13 protein-coding genes are annotated in these 14,897 nt (G+C 72.4%); 8 read left to right on the forward strand and 5 right to left on the reverse strand.

Features of this window, described 5'->3' with window-relative positions:
* Positions 1–60 precede the first annotated feature (60 nt).
* Together BXA11_RS13550 and BXA11_RS13555 are read right to left on the reverse strand one after the other, a co-directional pair.
* On the reverse strand, positions 61–1,149 hold the full coding sequence (locus tag BXA11_RS13550) for a Vgb family protein (RefSeq protein ID WP_204053672.1): 1,089 nt from the start codon (positions 1,147–1,149) through the stop codon (positions 61–63).
* Positions 1,150–1,348: 199 nt separating this feature from the next.
* Positions 1,349–1,936 (reverse strand): hypothetical protein, encoded by a 588-nt coding sequence (locus BXA11_RS13555; protein WP_076434820.1) that lies wholly within the window; start codon positions 1,934–1,936, stop codon positions 1,349–1,351.
* Positions 1,937–2,219: 283 nt separating this feature from the next.
* Here BXA11_RS13555 and BXA11_RS13560 point away from each other — a divergent pair, with 283 nt between their 5' ends.
* Together BXA11_RS13560 and BXA11_RS13565 are read left to right on the forward strand one after the other, a co-directional pair.
* Complete coding sequence (locus tag BXA11_RS13560; RefSeq protein ID WP_076434821.1) at positions 2,220–2,810, forward strand: hypothetical protein; 591 nt, start codon at positions 2,220–2,222, stop codon at positions 2,808–2,810.
* Complete coding sequence (locus BXA11_RS13565; RefSeq protein ID WP_076434822.1) at positions 2,803–3,819, forward strand: hypothetical protein; 1,017 nt, start codon at positions 2,803–2,805, stop codon at positions 3,817–3,819. The genes BXA11_RS13560 and BXA11_RS13565 overlap by 8 nt, the downstream gene beginning before the upstream one ends.
* Before the next feature lie 99 nt (positions 3,820–3,918).
* On the opposite strand, the gene BXA11_RS13570 is transcribed toward BXA11_RS13565, so the two are convergent.
* Positions 3,919–4,281 (reverse strand): GntR family transcriptional regulator, encoded by a 363-nt coding sequence (locus BXA11_RS13570; RefSeq protein ID WP_076434823.1) that lies wholly within the window; start codon positions 4,279–4,281, stop codon positions 3,919–3,921.
* A complete protein-coding gene (locus BXA11_RS13575; protein WP_076434824.1) occupies positions 4,275–5,258 on the reverse strand; it encodes a hypothetical protein in 984 nt (327 codons plus the stop codon). Before BXA11_RS13575 ends, BXA11_RS13570 begins: the two co-directional genes overlap by 7 nt.
* Before the next feature lie 198 nt (positions 5,259–5,456).
* Between BXA11_RS13575 and BXA11_RS13580 the strand changes: the two genes are divergently transcribed.
* The 4 genes from BXA11_RS13580 (at position 5,457) to BXA11_RS13595 (ending at position 10,780) form a co-directional block, all read left to right on the forward strand.
* Complete coding sequence (locus BXA11_RS13580) at positions 5,457–6,971, forward strand: glycosyltransferase family 39 protein (protein WP_083744211.1); 1,515 nt, start codon at positions 5,457–5,459, stop codon at positions 6,969–6,971.
* Positions 6,972–7,175: 204 nt separating this feature from the next.
* Positions 7,176–7,886, forward strand: coding sequence for a polysaccharide deacetylase family protein (locus BXA11_RS13585; RefSeq protein WP_076434825.1), 711 nt, complete (start codon positions 7,176–7,178; stop codon positions 7,884–7,886).
* A 120-nt stretch (positions 7,887–8,006) separates the two neighbouring features.
* Entirely contained in the window at positions 8,007–9,122 is a 1,116-nt protein-coding gene (locus BXA11_RS13590) for a glycosyltransferase family 2 protein (RefSeq protein ID WP_239105006.1), read from the forward strand.
* Positions 9,119–10,780 (forward strand): glycosyltransferase family 2 protein, encoded by a 1,662-nt coding sequence (locus BXA11_RS13595; RefSeq protein WP_076434826.1) that lies wholly within the window; start codon positions 9,119–9,121, stop codon positions 10,778–10,780. The genes BXA11_RS13590 and BXA11_RS13595 overlap by 4 nt, the downstream gene beginning before the upstream one ends.
* Before the next feature lie 25 nt (positions 10,781–10,805).
* On the opposite strand, the gene BXA11_RS13600 is transcribed toward BXA11_RS13595, so the two are convergent.
* On the reverse strand, positions 10,806–12,365 hold the full coding sequence (locus BXA11_RS13600; RefSeq protein ID WP_239105005.1) for a glycosyltransferase family 2 protein: 1,560 nt from the start codon (positions 12,363–12,365) through the stop codon (positions 10,806–10,808).
* A gap of 187 nt (positions 12,366–12,552) precedes the next feature.
* On the opposite strand from BXA11_RS13600, the gene thrC reads away from it, so the two are divergent.
* The gene (gene thrC, locus BXA11_RS13605) at positions 12,553–13,611 is read left to right on the forward strand and encodes a threonine synthase (RefSeq protein ID WP_076434827.1); all 1,059 of its coding nucleotides are present in this window, start codon (positions 12,553–12,555) and stop codon (positions 13,609–13,611) included.
* 43 nt (positions 13,612–13,654) lie between these two features.
* A complete protein-coding gene (thrB, locus tag BXA11_RS13610; protein ID WP_030510501.1) occupies positions 13,655–14,581 on the forward strand; it encodes a homoserine kinase in 927 nt (308 codons plus the stop codon).
* Positions 14,582–14,897: the final 316 nt, after the last annotated feature.

A 14,897-nucleotide genomic window follows, 5' to 3' on the forward strand; every position in this document is an offset into this window, starting at 1 on the left:
TCTGCCTGCGGGGACTCACGGGTGCTCCACCCGGGAGTCCCCGCAGCCGTGCCGGCCGGGCTAAAGGGCGATCTTCGCGATCTGGTCGACGTAGTTCTCGGCGAGCCAGACGTTGTCGTCGGGCCCGCTGGTGATGTCGAAGGGCCCGGCGAGACTGGTCGGCATGTTGTACTCGATGATGATTCCCGAGGTGGTGACGCTGGCCGCCGCGTTGCCGAGTTGCTCGGACACCCACAGCCTGCCGTCCGAGCCGCTGGTGATGCCCCAGGGGAAGGCGTTGGGGTCGTCCAGCGAATACTCGGTGAAGGCGCCGTCCGTGGTGACGGTGCCGACCTTCCCGTTGGCGTCGGCGTACCACAGGTTGCCGTCCGGCCCGGTCGTGATCCCTATGGGTATCGCCCCCGTGGAGGGGATGGCGAACTCGGTGATGTCCCCGTCCGGAGTGATCTGCCCGATCGTGCCGGTGAATGACTCGGTGAACCACAGGTTGCCGTCGGGACCGGCCGTGATCCGCATCGGGTAGGCGTCGGCGGTCGGCAGGGCGTACTCGGTGATGGTTCCCGAGGTGGTGATCCGGCCGATCTTGTTGCCCATGGTTTCCACGAACCACAGGGCGCCGTCGGGACCGGCGGTGATGCCCCAGGGGTAGGACCCCGCGGTGGGCAGGGCGTACTCCGTGATGACGCCGGACGTGGTGATCCGCCCGATCTTGTCGCCGGTCGCCTCGGTGAACCACAGCGCGCCGTCCGGCCCGGTGGTGATGTGCCCCGGCTCGGGGTCGGTGGTCGGCACGGCATATTCGGTGAAGTCGCCGTCGGTGGTGACGCGTCCGATGTTGCCGGCGTAGTTCTCGGTGAACCACAGGGCGCCGTCGGGACCGGAGGTGATGCCCACTGGTCCTGACGTGTGGGTCGGGGTGTCCATCTCCGAGACCGTGGGGAACCGCGCCGCGTCGCCGGAGCCGTACGGCCGGCCGAGCGGGCGCGGCCGGTGGACGGGACACCGGATGTGCCGGTGCTCCGGCATCCGCTTCAGCTTCTGGCAGATCCGCACCCATGGCGGCGGCGGTTTCGGACGCTCGCCCGGCCCGGCGGCGCCGGCGGGCAGGCCGGTGAACAGGGGCGCGGCCGTCGCCAGGGCCAGCGCCATCGCCGCGAGTGGGCGGCGGAGGTGTCGTGAGAAGCGGGGCATGGCATCCCTTCGGCTGAGGAGCGACATGAGACGCCGGATCGGAAGCCGCGGCCCCGGCCCGGCGGGCCTCACTATCGCCGACCTGTCCGACCGGCGGCCGATCCGCCGTGTCCGTGGCGGGTAACGAGACCCTCAACTCCTGTACGAGCGGAGACGGTCAGGCGACCGAGTGGGTGATGGTCCCGGTGTAGACGCCGGCGGCGGTGTTGGAGGGAATGGTGATGACCACGGTGGGCTGCCAGCTCGTCGACATCGGCACCGCCTGCTTGCGCCCGCTGAACGCGACGACGGGCGAGGTGAGCGCCACTCGGCCGGCCGCGGTGGCCTGACCGGGGTTGCGGGTGCCCGGGCCGGACGACGCGGTGACCGGTCCCGACCAGTAGGCGACGTTCGCGGTCGTGATCGTCTGCGTGGGGGTGCCGCTGCCGGTGGTGAAGTTCGTGGCGGACACGGTCGCCGTCCAGGGAGGCACTCCACCCCGGGAGTCGGCGACCGTCACCGTGCCCATCGAGGCGCTGAGCGTGCCGCCGCGGGCGCCGCTGCCCAGGTTCACCGATCCGGGCACGGTGATCGTCAGCGGATCGGCCCGCAGCGGGACCATCCGCCCCGCCTCGGTCCTGTACTCCCGGGCCTCGCCGACCAGCGCCGTCCCGGCTCCCGCGGGGCGTAGGGAGGCGGGCAGCACGGCCGGCGGAGCGATCGACGTGGCCAGCGCCGCCGTCACGATCGCACCGACCTGCCGCATGTGCTGCCTTCCTCGTCACCGTGCCGTCGTTCCGCCGCCACGCCGCCGATCTCGCCCGTGAACGACGCACGGCAGGCTAGGGCACCGGGCGGGCGCCCGGCCGTCGCCACGCCGGAGCCAGCCGTAACCGTGGACAACGGGCCGCGCGTCTCCGCCGGTCATCATCTGATCACAAAGGGTTTCCAGACGCCGGCGGAAGAACCGTGTCGCACGCCTCGGACCAGCCAGGATGTCACCGACCGCGGCCCATACGGGGCACCGCACGGATGGAGGGAATCGGCAGATGGGCAAGAGGAGTGTCGCCGCGCCGTCGGCGGCTGTCGCAGGACTGGCGCTGGTCGCGGCAGTCACGGTCGCGTCCACGGCGTCGCCCGCCGGAGCGGCCTCCTGTCCGGCCTCCACGACCTGCCCCACGACCGTCACCTTCACCGTCACCGATCCGGGCGGGCTGACGACCACCGTTCCCGACGGTCCTGTCAGCGTCGGCAGCGGCGTGCCATCGGGCCAGATCAGCGGCCAGCTCGGGCCGATCGCGGTGAGCGACCAGCGTGCCGCGCTCACCGCGACGTGGGCGGCCACGGTGTCGGCCACCGCCTTCACCACCGGCGGCGGCACTCCGGCGGAGACCGTCCCCAACACCGCGGTCCTCTACTGGTCCGGCCCGGCGACGGCCACCACCGGCACGGGCACGTTCGTGCCGGGGCAGGCCGACGCGGCGGCCGCCCAGTCGCTCGACGAGACGCGCACCGCGTTCAGCAAGACGAACGGCTCCGGCGTCAACACCGCCGAGTGGAACCCGACCGTCGTCGTCAACGTGCCCGCCCAGGCGGTGGCGGGCCTCTACACCGGCACGGTGAACCACTCCGTTGCCTGACCGCTCAGCCCGCAGGATCGTCGCCGCCACCCTGCTCGCGATCGTGTCGTACGCCGCGGCCGTCGCACCGGCGGCGGCCGATGATGAGGCACGCCGACAGGGGCGGTTCGGCATCCGGCTGCTGGAGATTCCGGAGAACCGGCTGGACGACCCCCGCTCGCACGCGTTCATCGTCGACCACGTGAATCCCGGCACCACCTTCACCCGGCGTCTCGAGGTCTTCAGCACCTCGTCGCGACGGCAGCACGTGAACGTGTACGCCGCCGCGGCCCGGGTCGGCGACGCGGGCTTCACGTTCGCCCCCGCGCATACCGGCAACGAGCTGACCTCCTGGATCACACTCGACCGGACGGCGGTGGACCTGCCGCCGCACGGTCACGCCCCGGTGACGGCCACCGTCGCGGTGCCGCCCACGGCTTCCAAGGGCGAGCGGTACGCCGTCATCTGGGCGGAGATCTCCTCGGCCTCGCCCGGCCCGTCGGGCAACGTCGCGCTCGTCAACCGGATCGGCGTCCGCACCTACCTGGACGTGGGCCCGGGCGGCGAACCGCCCACGAGGTTCCGGATCGGCGAGGTGACCGCCGCGCGCAGCGAAGACGGGCGGCCGCGGCTGGTGGCCGACGTCGGCAACGAGGGGGAGCGCGCCGTCGACCTGGAGGGAGAGGTGCGGCTTTCGGAGGGGCCGAGCGCGCTCAGCGCCGGGCCGTTCCGGAGCGCGGGCGTCACCACCCTGGCTCCCGGCGGACACGGTCAGGTGACCGTGCTACTGGGCGGGGACCTGCCCGCCGGGCCCTGGAGGTTCCGGTTCACCCTGCGCAGCGGCCGCGTCAGCCATACGGCCACCGGGACGATCACCTTTCCCGCGGCCGGGCAACAGGCGGAGGCGAAGGGTGATCCCAGCGTGCCGGTCCTCGCCGCCTGCGCCGCCGCGGCCGTCGCGGCCGTGGTCCTGTTGATCGTGAACCTGCGCCGGTTCCGCCGTCGGCCCCTGGACCGCGAAGCCGCCTGACCTGCCTGACCTGCCCGGCCTGCCCGGCCTGGCGAAGGCGCCCGATCGGCCCTTCGACGCGGCGTCGGCGTGAATCGGCGTGAATCGGCGAGGGGCGGGTCAGCGCTCCGCCAGAGCTCTGCGGACCGCGTCGAGGGCCTCCTCCTCGGAGGCCCCGAGGTGCCGCACCGCGCCGGCGAACTCCTCGGCTGCCTCGCGCAGGCGCAGCCGGCCGCCCTCGGCCGCGAGGTCGGTGATCGTCGCCGCGCGGCCCCGGCGCAGCTCGACCAGGCCCTCGTCGCGCAGTTGCTGGTAGCCGCGCAGCACGGTGTGCAGGTTGATGCCGAGTGCGGCGGCGACGGCCCGCGCCGACGGCAGTTTGTCCCCGGGAACCGCCGCGCCCCTGGCCACCGCCGCGCGCACCGAGGCAGCCACCTGGTCGGCCAGGGGCTGAGCGGAGGACGGATCGACGACGATCAGCACCCGGCGGCTCCCCGGGCACGGGTCAGTGACGCGTTCACCAGCGCGGCGGCCGTCTCGGCGTCCCGGGTCGAGTACAGGAACTCCCGCCCGTCGGTGAGCCGCAGCGCCAGCACCGGACCACGGCCGCTCACGTATCCCCACCCCCTGCTGCCGCCGATCATGCCGAGCCCCCGGCCGGACGCCTCCGGCCGCACCGACGCGAAGAGCACCGTGTCGTAGGGCACGACCCGCCGCACGCCGCCGAGCCCCGGCAGGCTGACCTCGACGCCGCTGCCGTCGATGCGGAGCCGGGTGCGCGCCGAGAGGATCGCGACGAGCCCCATCAGCGCCATCAGCGTCGCCCCCTGCCAGGAGCGGGAGAGGTTGAAGAGCCCGAACCAGCCGAAGGCGAGCATCGCCGCCCCCTGCAGGAACGAGCGCGGATACCAGGCGGACACGGCGTAGACGGCCCGCTGGGCGGGCGCGAGCGGCAGCACAGGCACTCCGGGGGGCGGTGCGGTGCGCGCGCCGGGGGCGGGCGGCAGGGGACCTGCCAGCCACCAGCCCGAGACGCCCCCGAGAAGGGTGAGGGCGATTTCGGCCGGAACCTGCCACGCCGGCGCGGCCGTGGGCTCGGGGGAGTCGATCAGCGCGGTCACCCCGATACCGCTCTCCGCCGCCATCGAGACGCTCACGGCGACGGAACACGCGACCAGCCAGCGCTGCAAGCCCGGCCAGCGCCAATAGTGCGTGAACACGGCGAGGAACACCACCTCGAAGGCTCCTGCGGAGAGGGCGGCCGACCTCAGCCACCCACCCCATCCAGGCGCGTACCGCGGCTCCCCACCCCAGACGTAGGCCCGGCCGGGCAGCCGGTCCCGGAAGACGGCGAAGAGCAGCAGGAGAAAGAGGAGGGCGAGAAGCGGTGGCAGGACGGTCAGGACCAGCCGGCGCGGCCGGCCGGGTCGCCCGGCGTCGTGCTGGGGGGAGTCGTACACGAGCCACCTCCCGAACTGTTTGCATGTGACTATAACAAGCAAACAGTTCCGTGAGGAGTCCCCGCGGAGATCTCGTACGGTGGAGCCCGGCATGTCCGGAACGGATGGCTTCGGAACACCGGCGGGCAACGACTCGATCGGGTAACGGCCCGCCGATCCGCGCGGCCGTGCGTGTTCGATGTCCTTGAAGTCGCCGAAATGATCAGTTCTGTGGGGGGAAGCGTGGTTGCGGGCGAGGCGGTCCGGACGTCCGGCCGGAGGACGGAGGCGGAAGCGAAGGACTGGCCCCGCTGGACCCCGCTGCTCGCGGGCCTGCTGACCACCTGTGTCGCGATCTCCGGCACCACGGCGTCGCTGTCGGCCGACGAGGTGGCGACCTACAGCGCCGCGGTGGCCCGGCCGCTGAGCGGGCTGTGGGGGCTCGTCCAGCAGATCGACGGCCACTTCCTGCCCTATTACCTGCTCATCCATGTCTGGTCGTGGCTGGGGGAGGCCGAGTGGTGGCTGCGCCTGCCCTCGGCCCTCGCGGCCGGCGTGGCGGCGGGTTTCCTGGCCGACCTCGGCCGCCGGCTGGCCGGTCCCCGGGCGGGCGTGCTGGCCGCGGCGCTGTTCGCCGTACTGCCGTCGGTGTCCTATCACGGCGCGAACGCCCGGCCGTACGCGTTCGCGGCGGCGGCGGCCGTGATCTCCGCCTGGACGCTGCACCGGGTGGCCGAGTCGCCCACGAACACCCGGATCCGCTGGTATGCGGCGTCGGTGGCGCTGCTCGGTTGCACGCACCTGTTCTCGGTCCTGGTGCTCCCGGCCCAGTTCCTGGCCGCTTTGCTCGTCCTGCCCCGCCGTACGTTCCTGACCAGGATCGTCCCCGCGACGGCGGTGGGGTGCGTCCCCCTCGCGGTCCTCGCTCTGGTGGGCTGGGGCGAGCGCCACGCGATCAGCTGGATCCAGCCGCACGGGCCCGACGTGCTGCTGAAGTTCCCCAAGCACGCGGCGGGCTCCGACCTCGCGGGGCCGCCGCTGTTCGCTCTCGCCGTCGTGGGTGTGGTGATCCTGCTGCGCAGGTCGGTCCCGTGGGGCGTCCTCGCCGGCGGCTGGCTCGTCCTCCCGCCCGTGCTGCTGCTCGCGATCGACGCGCTGGTGACCCCGGCCTACGTGGACCGTTACGTGTTCGTCGCGGCGCCCGCCCTGGCCCTGGCGGGAGGCGTGGCCCTGGCCTCGGTCCGCCTGGCCCCCGTTCCCTTCGCGCTGGTCGGCGTGCCCGTCGTCCTGGCGGTCGCGCTGCTGGGGCTGCCCGCGCAGGCCGACTATCGGCAGCGCAACGGCCACTACGACGACTTCCCCGGCGCGCTCGGCGTGATCCGGGCGCGGGAGCGCCCCGGCGACGCCATCGTGTACGGCCAGAGCCGGCTGCGCACCGGCTTCGTCTACTACGGCCGGGAGGACCTGCCCGAGGACGTGCTCCTCAGGGGGCAGGGCCCCGCCTTCGAGTACGCGGAGCGGGACGACCTCGCCGAGGCCCTGGCCGGGCACCGCAGGGTCTGGGTGGTCTGGCGGGGGACGAAGCAGGCCGGGCTGACGGGGAAGAAGATCCCCAGGGTGGCCTCCGTGCGCGCGGCCGGATATCGTCTCTCCACGGCCTGGCATTCCGCGGAGCTGCCGGGCCTGACCGTCGCACTGTTCGAGCGCGCCCGCAGCAAGAATGGCAAGAGCTGAGGGTTGTGGACCGTTTCATTACGGTTGGACATCACGTGCAAGAGTAATTGGCAAGTGTGAGTAAAGTTGCTCCCCATGCGACTTACGGTGAAGAGACTTCTTCCGGCCTGTCTCCTAACCGCGGCGTCGATCGCGGGACTCCAGCACCCGGCCGCGGCGGCCGGTTCAGCCGCCCCCGCGCTTGCGAAACAACGGGCGGCCGGGGTGCCGACCGTGGTCCTCACCTTCGACGACGGGACGGCCGACCACCTCGCCGTCGCCAGAATGCTGAGCAGGCGCGGCCTCAAGGGCACCTTCTACGTCAACAGCGGCCGCCTCGGCAAGCGCGGCTACCTGAGCGTGGCCGCGCTGCGCGCCATCGCGAAGGAAGGCCACGAGATCGGCGGCCACACCCTCCACCATCCGCATCTGCCGGAGATGTTCGACGCCGCGCAGCAGACGGAGATCTGCGACGACAGGCGGGCGCTGCTGAAGATGGGCTTCGCCGTGCGCTCGTTCGCCTATCCGTTCGGCGCCCTGGACGAGTCGGGCAAGCGGATCACGATGGGCTGCGGCTACAACAGCGCGCGCGACATCAACGGCCTGTACCGGCCGGACAGCTGCCAGGCATGCCCGGTCACCGAGACGATCCCGCCCGCGGACCTCGCGGCCGTACGCGCCACGAGCCAGACCCGCCTGCCGCGTACGGCCCGCACGCTGCGCGAGTTCGTCACCCGCGCCCAGCAGGAGAGCGACCCCGGCGTGGTGACCTTCGTCTTCCACGAGATCAAGAACGCGCCGCGGGACCAGTACGCGACGGTTCCCAAGGAGTTCGCCGCCTTCATCGACTGGGTGGCCCAGCAGCGGAAAGCCAAGAAGATCGTCGTGAGGACGCTGGGCGACGTGGTCGGCGGGAGCGTGTCGCCCGTCCCGTGATCCCGCCTGTCGTGCCGAATCACAGCGAGTGGTCAGGTTGACCGCGACGGTCACAGGAATTCACAAGGTTCGGCTGATAAAAGTTCACCAGCTGTAAAACGGACCCGCGGGAGGGACACCGTGACGGTGACGACCGGCATGTGCTCGCCGTACGGCTTCACGCGCAGCCCGGCCGAGGAGACCGCGACGCTGTCCTGGAGCGACGGCCGGTGGGAGGTGGGAGGCCGCCCGTTGGCCGTCCCCCCGCAGGCCGCGGACGTCGCCGCGCTCCGGCCGTTGCGCGGGCTCGTGCTGGAGTGGCCGGAGCGGCCCGTCGCCGAGGCGCTGGACGTGGTCGCCGGCCTGGCCGCCGCGGGGGTGCCGCTCACCTGCCAGGACCCGCCGGGGTGGGTGCGTGATGCCGATCCCGCGCTCGCCGCCCTGATCGCGGCCTGGACCCCCGAGGCCGACGACGGCAGGCCCGATTCGGTCGCCGACCTGCGCAGGGAAGAGCACAGCGTCCGCCTGCGCAGGCACGCGCTGCGGTCCGGGGGCGTCGGCACCGGCCTCGCCCCGGTGACCGTCGTCATGGCCACGCGACGGCCCCACTACGTCGGCCACGCGCTGCGTCAGCTCGCCCGCCAGCGCGGCGTCGGCCTGGAGGCGATCGTCGCCCTGCACGGGTTCCCGGCCGCTCGGATACGCGAGGCGGTCGCGGAGTTCCCCCATCCGATAACGGTCGTCGAGGCCGACCCGGACGCGCCGCTCGGGGCCGTGCTCAACACGGCGGCGGCACGGGCGTCCACCGGCATCATCGCCAAATGGGACGACGACGACTGGTACGGCCCCGAGCACCTGGCCGACCTGCTGCTGGCCATGGCCTATTCCGGGGCGGAGCTGGTCGGGACCGCGCCGGAGTTCTTCTACCTCCAGCCCCTCCACGCGACGATCCGCCGCGTCGACTACAGCAGTGAGGTGTGGGCCGACCACGTGGCGGGCGGCACGATCCTGCTCGGCCGCGAGATCTTCGAGCAGGCCGGTGGCTTCGGGCCGCTGGGCCGCGGGGAGGACGCGCACCTCCTGCGGGCGGTCGAGGCGGCCGGCGGCCGCGTCTACCGCACCCACGGTCTGGGCTACGTACTTCGGCGATCGGTCGGCGCCGACCACACCTGGAACCTTCCTCTTGCCCACTTCCTGCGAGTCGCCGCGAACCAGTGGCGCGGCTTTCGCCCGAGTGTGATGTTGGAAGCACCATGACGCCACGTATCAGGGGAAACGACTACACCGTCCTCCGGCCGCCCGCCCTCGGTTCCTCGTGGACGCCCCGCCTGCGGGTCAGCGTGGTGATCCCCGCCTACGCCGATCAGGTCAAACTCGATCTCACGCTCGCCGGGCTGGCCAGGCAGACGTACCCGGCCGACCTGCTCGAAGTGATCGTGGTCGACAACGGCAGCGAGCCGCCGCTGCGCCTTCCGGAGATCCGGCCCCGCGACACGCGGCTGCTGGTCTGCGCGGCGCCGGGCCGGGCCCGGGCCCGCAACACCGGTCTGGCCGCCGCGACGGGCGACGTCATCCACTGGATGGACTCCGACGTCGTCCCCGAACCGGAGGAGGTGGAGGCGCACATGCGCTGGCACCACCTCGCGCCCTATCTGTCGGTCACCTCCTACCTGCGCTTCACCACCGTCCCACTGCCCGGCCCCGTGGACGTCGCGCGGACGGACGACCTGGCGAAGCTCTTCGAGCCGGCCGAGCCGCACGCCTGGATCGAGGACCTGGTGCAGCGGTCGGACGGGCTGGTCCACTCGCCGCGGCCGTTCAGCATCCACATCGGCGGCGCGTCGTCGGTCTCCGCCCGGCTGTTCGAGCGGGCCGGGCCGATGGACCCGGAGATGATCCTCGGCCAGGACACCGAGATGGGCTACCGGCTCGCGCAGGCGGGCGCGGTCTTCATCCCCGACCCGGAGGCCAGGGCCTACCACCTCGGCCCGTCGATGCGCATGCGCGACAGCGCGCCGATCAGCCGGGTCAGCCACGCCCTGGTCACCGACCGGGTGCCCGGTTATCGCTGGCTGCGCACCCATCCCTCCCGCCAGTGGAAGGTCCCGCAGGTGGAGGTCCTCGTGGACGCCACCGCCGGGTCGTACGACGACGTCAGGGCCACCGTGGACGGCGTGCTGGCCGGCACGGTGACCGACCTCGCCGTGGTACTCACCGGCCCGTGGGACGAGCTCGAGCCCGAGCAGCGCGCGCCGCTCAAGGACCCGCGCCTCGATCTCGTGCTGCTGCGGGCCCACTACACCCACGAGGGCCGGGTGCGGCTGGCGACCACGGTGTCCGACACCCAGTCGCCGTACCGCCTGCGCATGCCGCCCGGCTGGGTGCCCGAGGAGGACGGCCTCGGCCGGCTGCTCGACGTGCTGCGCGGCCGGGAACGCGGACTGGTGAGCGTGCTCCTGGCCGAGGACCCCGAAGGCGTCACCGTCGCCCGCCTGGAGCGCACCGAGGCGTTCTCCCGCGCGGCCCTCGTCGCCGAGGAGGGCGAGGACCTCGACGACGCCGTTGACGAGATGTTCGGCGTCTACTGGGTCGACGGCGAGACCTTCGGCTTCCGGACGGCCGCGGAGGCCCCGGCCCATGTGAGCGCGCGCGCCGCCTATCGCGCACGGGCGCAGGCGCAGGCCGAGGTCGAGCGGCTGACCAAGGAGGTCGAGCGGCTGCGGGGACAGGTGACGAATTGGCGCGGCGAGGCGGCGCGGTGGCGCCAGTCCGCCGTCGAGTTCCGCCGGGAGATCGGCACCCTGAGGCGGCAGGTCTCGGCGCTGCGCGGGCAGGTCGCGGCGCTGAACCGCGCCCGGGGCCTGCGTGGCATCGCCCGGGGTCTCCGCCGGCCCTTCACGTTCAAGAAGACCTGACCGCCCGGCCCGGCCATCGGACGGGTCAGGAGCGGCGGAACAGACCGCGGCGGCGCTGGGGCGCAGACTCCGGCTGCGGGGCGTGAGCCGCCGCCGGTTTCGCGGCCGCCTGCGGCGTCTCCTGCGGCGTCTCCTTGGGCGTGGCCTGCGATGCGGCGGGCGCGGCCGGTTTCGCCGCGGTCGTGGGAAGCTTTTCGAACTCGCTCGCCGCGGCGTGCCGCACCCCGTGGGTCTGGGCGATCACGTCGGCTAGGTCCTCGCCCGGCGCGGCGAGCCGGCGGGCGCGCGCGACGGCCTCGGTCCGCTCCAGGACGGCCGTGCCCTCGCCGGGCAGGTCCAGCGCCAGCAGGCCGATGCGCTCCTCCAGCATCGCCTTGACCGCCCGCTCCAGCAGCGCCGGAGCCGGAGGGGCGTCGACGGGCGCGGTGCAGCGGAAGGGGACGGGCGCGGCGGTCGGCGCCGCCCGTTCCGCGAACCGGACCCGCGCGTCGTGCCCGAACGCCGCCCTGACCAGGGCGAGATCGAACGCTTCGGTCCCCGGCGCCCACCTGCGTCCGCCTTCGAGCGACGACCAGGGGCCGGTCAGCGTCACCACGACGTCGGTGAGCGTGCCGCGCAGCACCGCGTCGACAGCGGCGACGATCCGCCGCTCGTCCGCCCCGGTCACGTCGAAGACGACCTCGACGTACGGCACGAGCCAGCGCCGGCCGGGTTCCTTGCGCAGATCACGGCGGAGTGGGACCCGGTGTGCCAGATGGGCCTCGACGAGCCGGACGATCGACTTGCCGTGCTCACCGCGCTGGGCCGGCAGGCCGAGATGCACGGCGCGGGCCGCCATGTCGGGGACGAACACCGCCCCCGCCTGGGCGAGCCGGTAGGCGAACTCGGTGTCCTGGCCGCGTACCACCTCGGGATCGAAGCCCCGCACCTCGTCGAGCAGGGCCCGCCGCAGGGAGACCGTCGGACCGGTGCACACCTGGTAGGGGTTCTTGCTGGCCCGTAGGCCGTCGAGACGGCGGATGGTGTCCTCGGTCGAGCTGGACACCAGCGCCGACGGGTCGAACAGGTCCTCGGGTGAGCCGTACCGTACGGCCTCGTGCACCTGCGCCGGAGTGAGAGCGGGCTCCTCGGCGAACTTCTTGCCGCCGATGGTGACGAGGTAGTCGGTGAGGTGGTGCCAGCGGAACAGCGCCTCCAGGTGCTCCCGCGAGATCACCATGTCGGCGTCGAGGCGCTGCACGATCTCGCCCTCGGCCGCCGCGATGCCGGCGTTCATCGCGTGCCCCGCGCCCCATCCGCCGGGCGGGACGACCACGACGCGGGTGTTGTCGGGCCGCAGATCGGGCAGGCGCAGCGGAGGGTCGCTGCGGTCGTCCACCACGATCACCTCGGTGAGGTGCGCGGGATAGGTCTGCGCGGCCAGCGCGGCCAGCGTCAGGTCGAGGCGGTGCTGCCCGCCGTGCGCGGGAATGACGACACTCGCGCTGAGCGTGGGCGTCCAGCCGCCGAGGGGCGGCGGCGTGAGCGGAGAGTAGTCGTTGTGGCGAATTCTCGGCCGGGGCTCCACGCCTGTCAGGTGGGCCAATCCTCGTCCTTCACAGCGATGGTCAAAAGGTTGCTCCACCCTAGCGAAAGCGGCCGACGGTTCCCTAAGGTGACGCCCAATATGTCCATTTGGTGGACAACGGAGTCCGCACGTCAAACGGTTGGCCGTAGACTCGGTGACCGATACCCCTGGTAACACGCGTACGCGCGCGTGGGAGGAGCGATCAATGTTCAGGGCTTGGCGTGGCCTGATCGAGGAGTACCGCGACCGTCTGCCGGTCTCCACGACGACGCCCGTGGTGACCCTGCTCGAGGGCGGCACGCCGCTCGTCCCGGCCAGGCGGGTGTCCCAGATCACGGGCTGTGACGTCCACCTCAAGGTTGAGGGCCTCAACCCGACTGGCAGCTTCAAGGACCGCGGCATGACCGTGGCGATCAGCAAGGCCGTGGAGGAGGGCGCCCAGGCCGTCATCTGCGCGTCCACCGGCAACACCAGCGCCTCGGCCGCCGCCTACGCCGTACGGGCCGGGCTGACCTGCGCCGTCCTCGTGCCGCGCGGGAAGATCGCGATGGGCAAGCTCGCCCAGGCGCTGGTGCACGGCGCCAGGCTGCTCCAGGTCGAGGGCTCGTTCGACGACTGCCTGGAGATGACCAGGAAGCTCGCGGAGACCTACCCGATCGCGCTGGTGAACTCCGTCAACCCGCACCGCCTGCAGGGCCAGAAGACGGCGGCCTTCGAGATCGTCGACGCGCTCGGCGACGCGCCCGACGTCCACTGCATCCCGGTCGGCAACGCCGGCAACATCTCGGCCTACTGGATGGGCTACAAGGAGTACGCCGAGGACGGCGTGGCCACCAAGCGGCCGCGCATGCTGGGATTCCAGGCGAGCGGCGCGGCGCCGCTGGTCGGCGGAAGCCCCGTGACCCACCCGCAGACGATCGCCACGGCGATCAGGATCGGCAACCCGGCCTCGTGGCGGCTCGCCGAGTCCGCGCGCGACGAGTCCGGCGGCGACATCCAGGCCGTGACCGACCGCCAGATCGCCGCGGCGTACAAGCTGCTCGCGCAGGAGGAGGGCGTGTTCGTCGAGCTCGCCTCCGCCGCGAGCGTCGCCGGCCTGCTCCAGGCGCACGAGCAGGGCCTGCTCACGCCCGGGCAGCGGGTCGTGTGCACCGTGACCGGCAACGGCCTCAAGGATCCCGACTGGGCCATCTCCGGCGCCCCGGCGCCCGTGACGATCCCGATCGACGCCTACGCCGCCGCGGCCGCGCTCGGACTTGCCTGACCGGCCCTCTCATTTCCGCCCATTTAAGGGTTCAGGTGACGAATTGACGGACAGTCACGGCGTCGTCGTCCGCGTGCCGGCGACGAGCGCCAACCTCGGCCCCGGTTTCGACAGCCTCGGCCTCGCCCTCGATTTGTACGACGAGGTGGAGGCCGAGATCTCCGGCTCGCCCGGCGTGCGGATCGCCGTGGAGGGCCAGGGCGCCGGTGAGCTGGACGAGGACGAGGGCCACCTCATCGTCAGGACGATGCGTGCGACGTTCGACCGCATGGGGTTCGCCCAGCCGGACGGCGTCGCGCTGCGCTGCCGCAACCGCATTCCGCACGCGCGGGGGCTCGGCTCGTCGTCGGCGGCGATCTGCGCCGGCATCCTCGCGGCCCGCGCCCTCGCGCGCGGGCGGGGCGCGGGGGATCTGCCGGACGCCGAGGTGTTCGCGCTGGCCACGGAGCTGGAGGGGCATCCCGACAACGTGGCGCCGTGCCTGGCGGGCGGACTCACCATCGCCTGGACGGACCAGTCGGGGGTGGCGAGTATGGTGAAACTGAGTCCGCACGAGGACGTCCGGCCGGTGGTGTTGATCCCGGATTTCCGGTTGTCCACGGAGGAGGCTCGGGGGCTGCTGCCGAAGGACGTACCGCATTCAGACGCGGCGGCCAACGCGGGGCGGGCGGCTCTGCTCGTCGCGGCGCTCACGCAGAGACCGGAACCGGATCTCCTGCTCGCCGCCACCGAGGACCGCCTGCACCAGAGGTACCGCGAGCCCGCGATGCCCCGCACCGCTGAACTGGTGCGACGGCTCCGCGAGGCCGGGGTGCCCGCCGTCGTCTCGGGAGCCGGTCCGACGGTTCTCGCGTTGACGACACGGGACACCGAGGATTTGATCGCGCCAGAAGTGGGTAATGACTGGCACATCCAGCCAATGAACGTCGACCCGCTTGGTGCGTACGTTCGGTTTCCCGAGACACGCTGATGCTTCTTCGACCTTCAGGGAATAGCTGTGCGCGCTGGTGATGTTAGGCTGATAGCCGCACCAGGTGCCCCCGTGTTGGGTGCGTGCTTGTCATTCGCACATCGCTGCACTTCGCCTCGCGTCCTTCGACGCGGGCAGGGCGATTTCCCCGAAACCGTTTCCTCCAGTCGGCACACCTTCGGGTGGCGTGGCCGGAGGCGGCGTTCTCGGAGACATGCGCGTTCGAACCACCAAGACATCTGGTCGGTGGCGGCAATCCGGGGGATCGCCCCCGGGCACCTACCGCTCGCGGATCCCGAGGGTCATCGACACATGA

Source organism: Microbispora rosea (genome assembly GCF_900156315.1).
GTDB classification, from domain to species: Bacteria; Actinomycetota; Actinomycetes; order Streptosporangiales; family Streptosporangiaceae; genus Microbispora; species Microbispora rosea.

Coding starts and splice junctions, on each gene's coding strand:
- BXA11_RS13555 (WP_076434820.1), bottom strand. CDS start 1,936: ATGCGGCAGGTCGGTGCGATCGTGACGGCGGCGCTGGCCACGTCGATC.
- BXA11_RS13580 (WP_083744211.1), top strand. CDS start 5,457: ATGATCAGTTCTGTGGGGGGAAGCGTGGTTGCGGGCGAGGCGGTCCGG.
- BXA11_RS13550 (WP_204053672.1), bottom strand. CDS start 1,149: ATGGCGCTGGCCCTGGCGACGGCCGCGCCCCTGTTCACCGGCCTGCCC.
- thrC (WP_076434827.1), top strand. CDS start 12,553: ATGTTCAGGGCTTGGCGTGGCCTGATCGAGGAGTACCGCGACCGTCTG.
- BXA11_RS13560 (WP_076434821.1), top strand. CDS start 2,220: ATGGGCAAGAGGAGTGTCGCCGCGCCGTCGGCGGCTGTCGCAGGACTG.
- BXA11_RS13595 (WP_076434826.1), top strand. CDS start 9,119: ATGACGCCACGTATCAGGGGAAACGACTACACCGTCCTCCGGCCGCCC.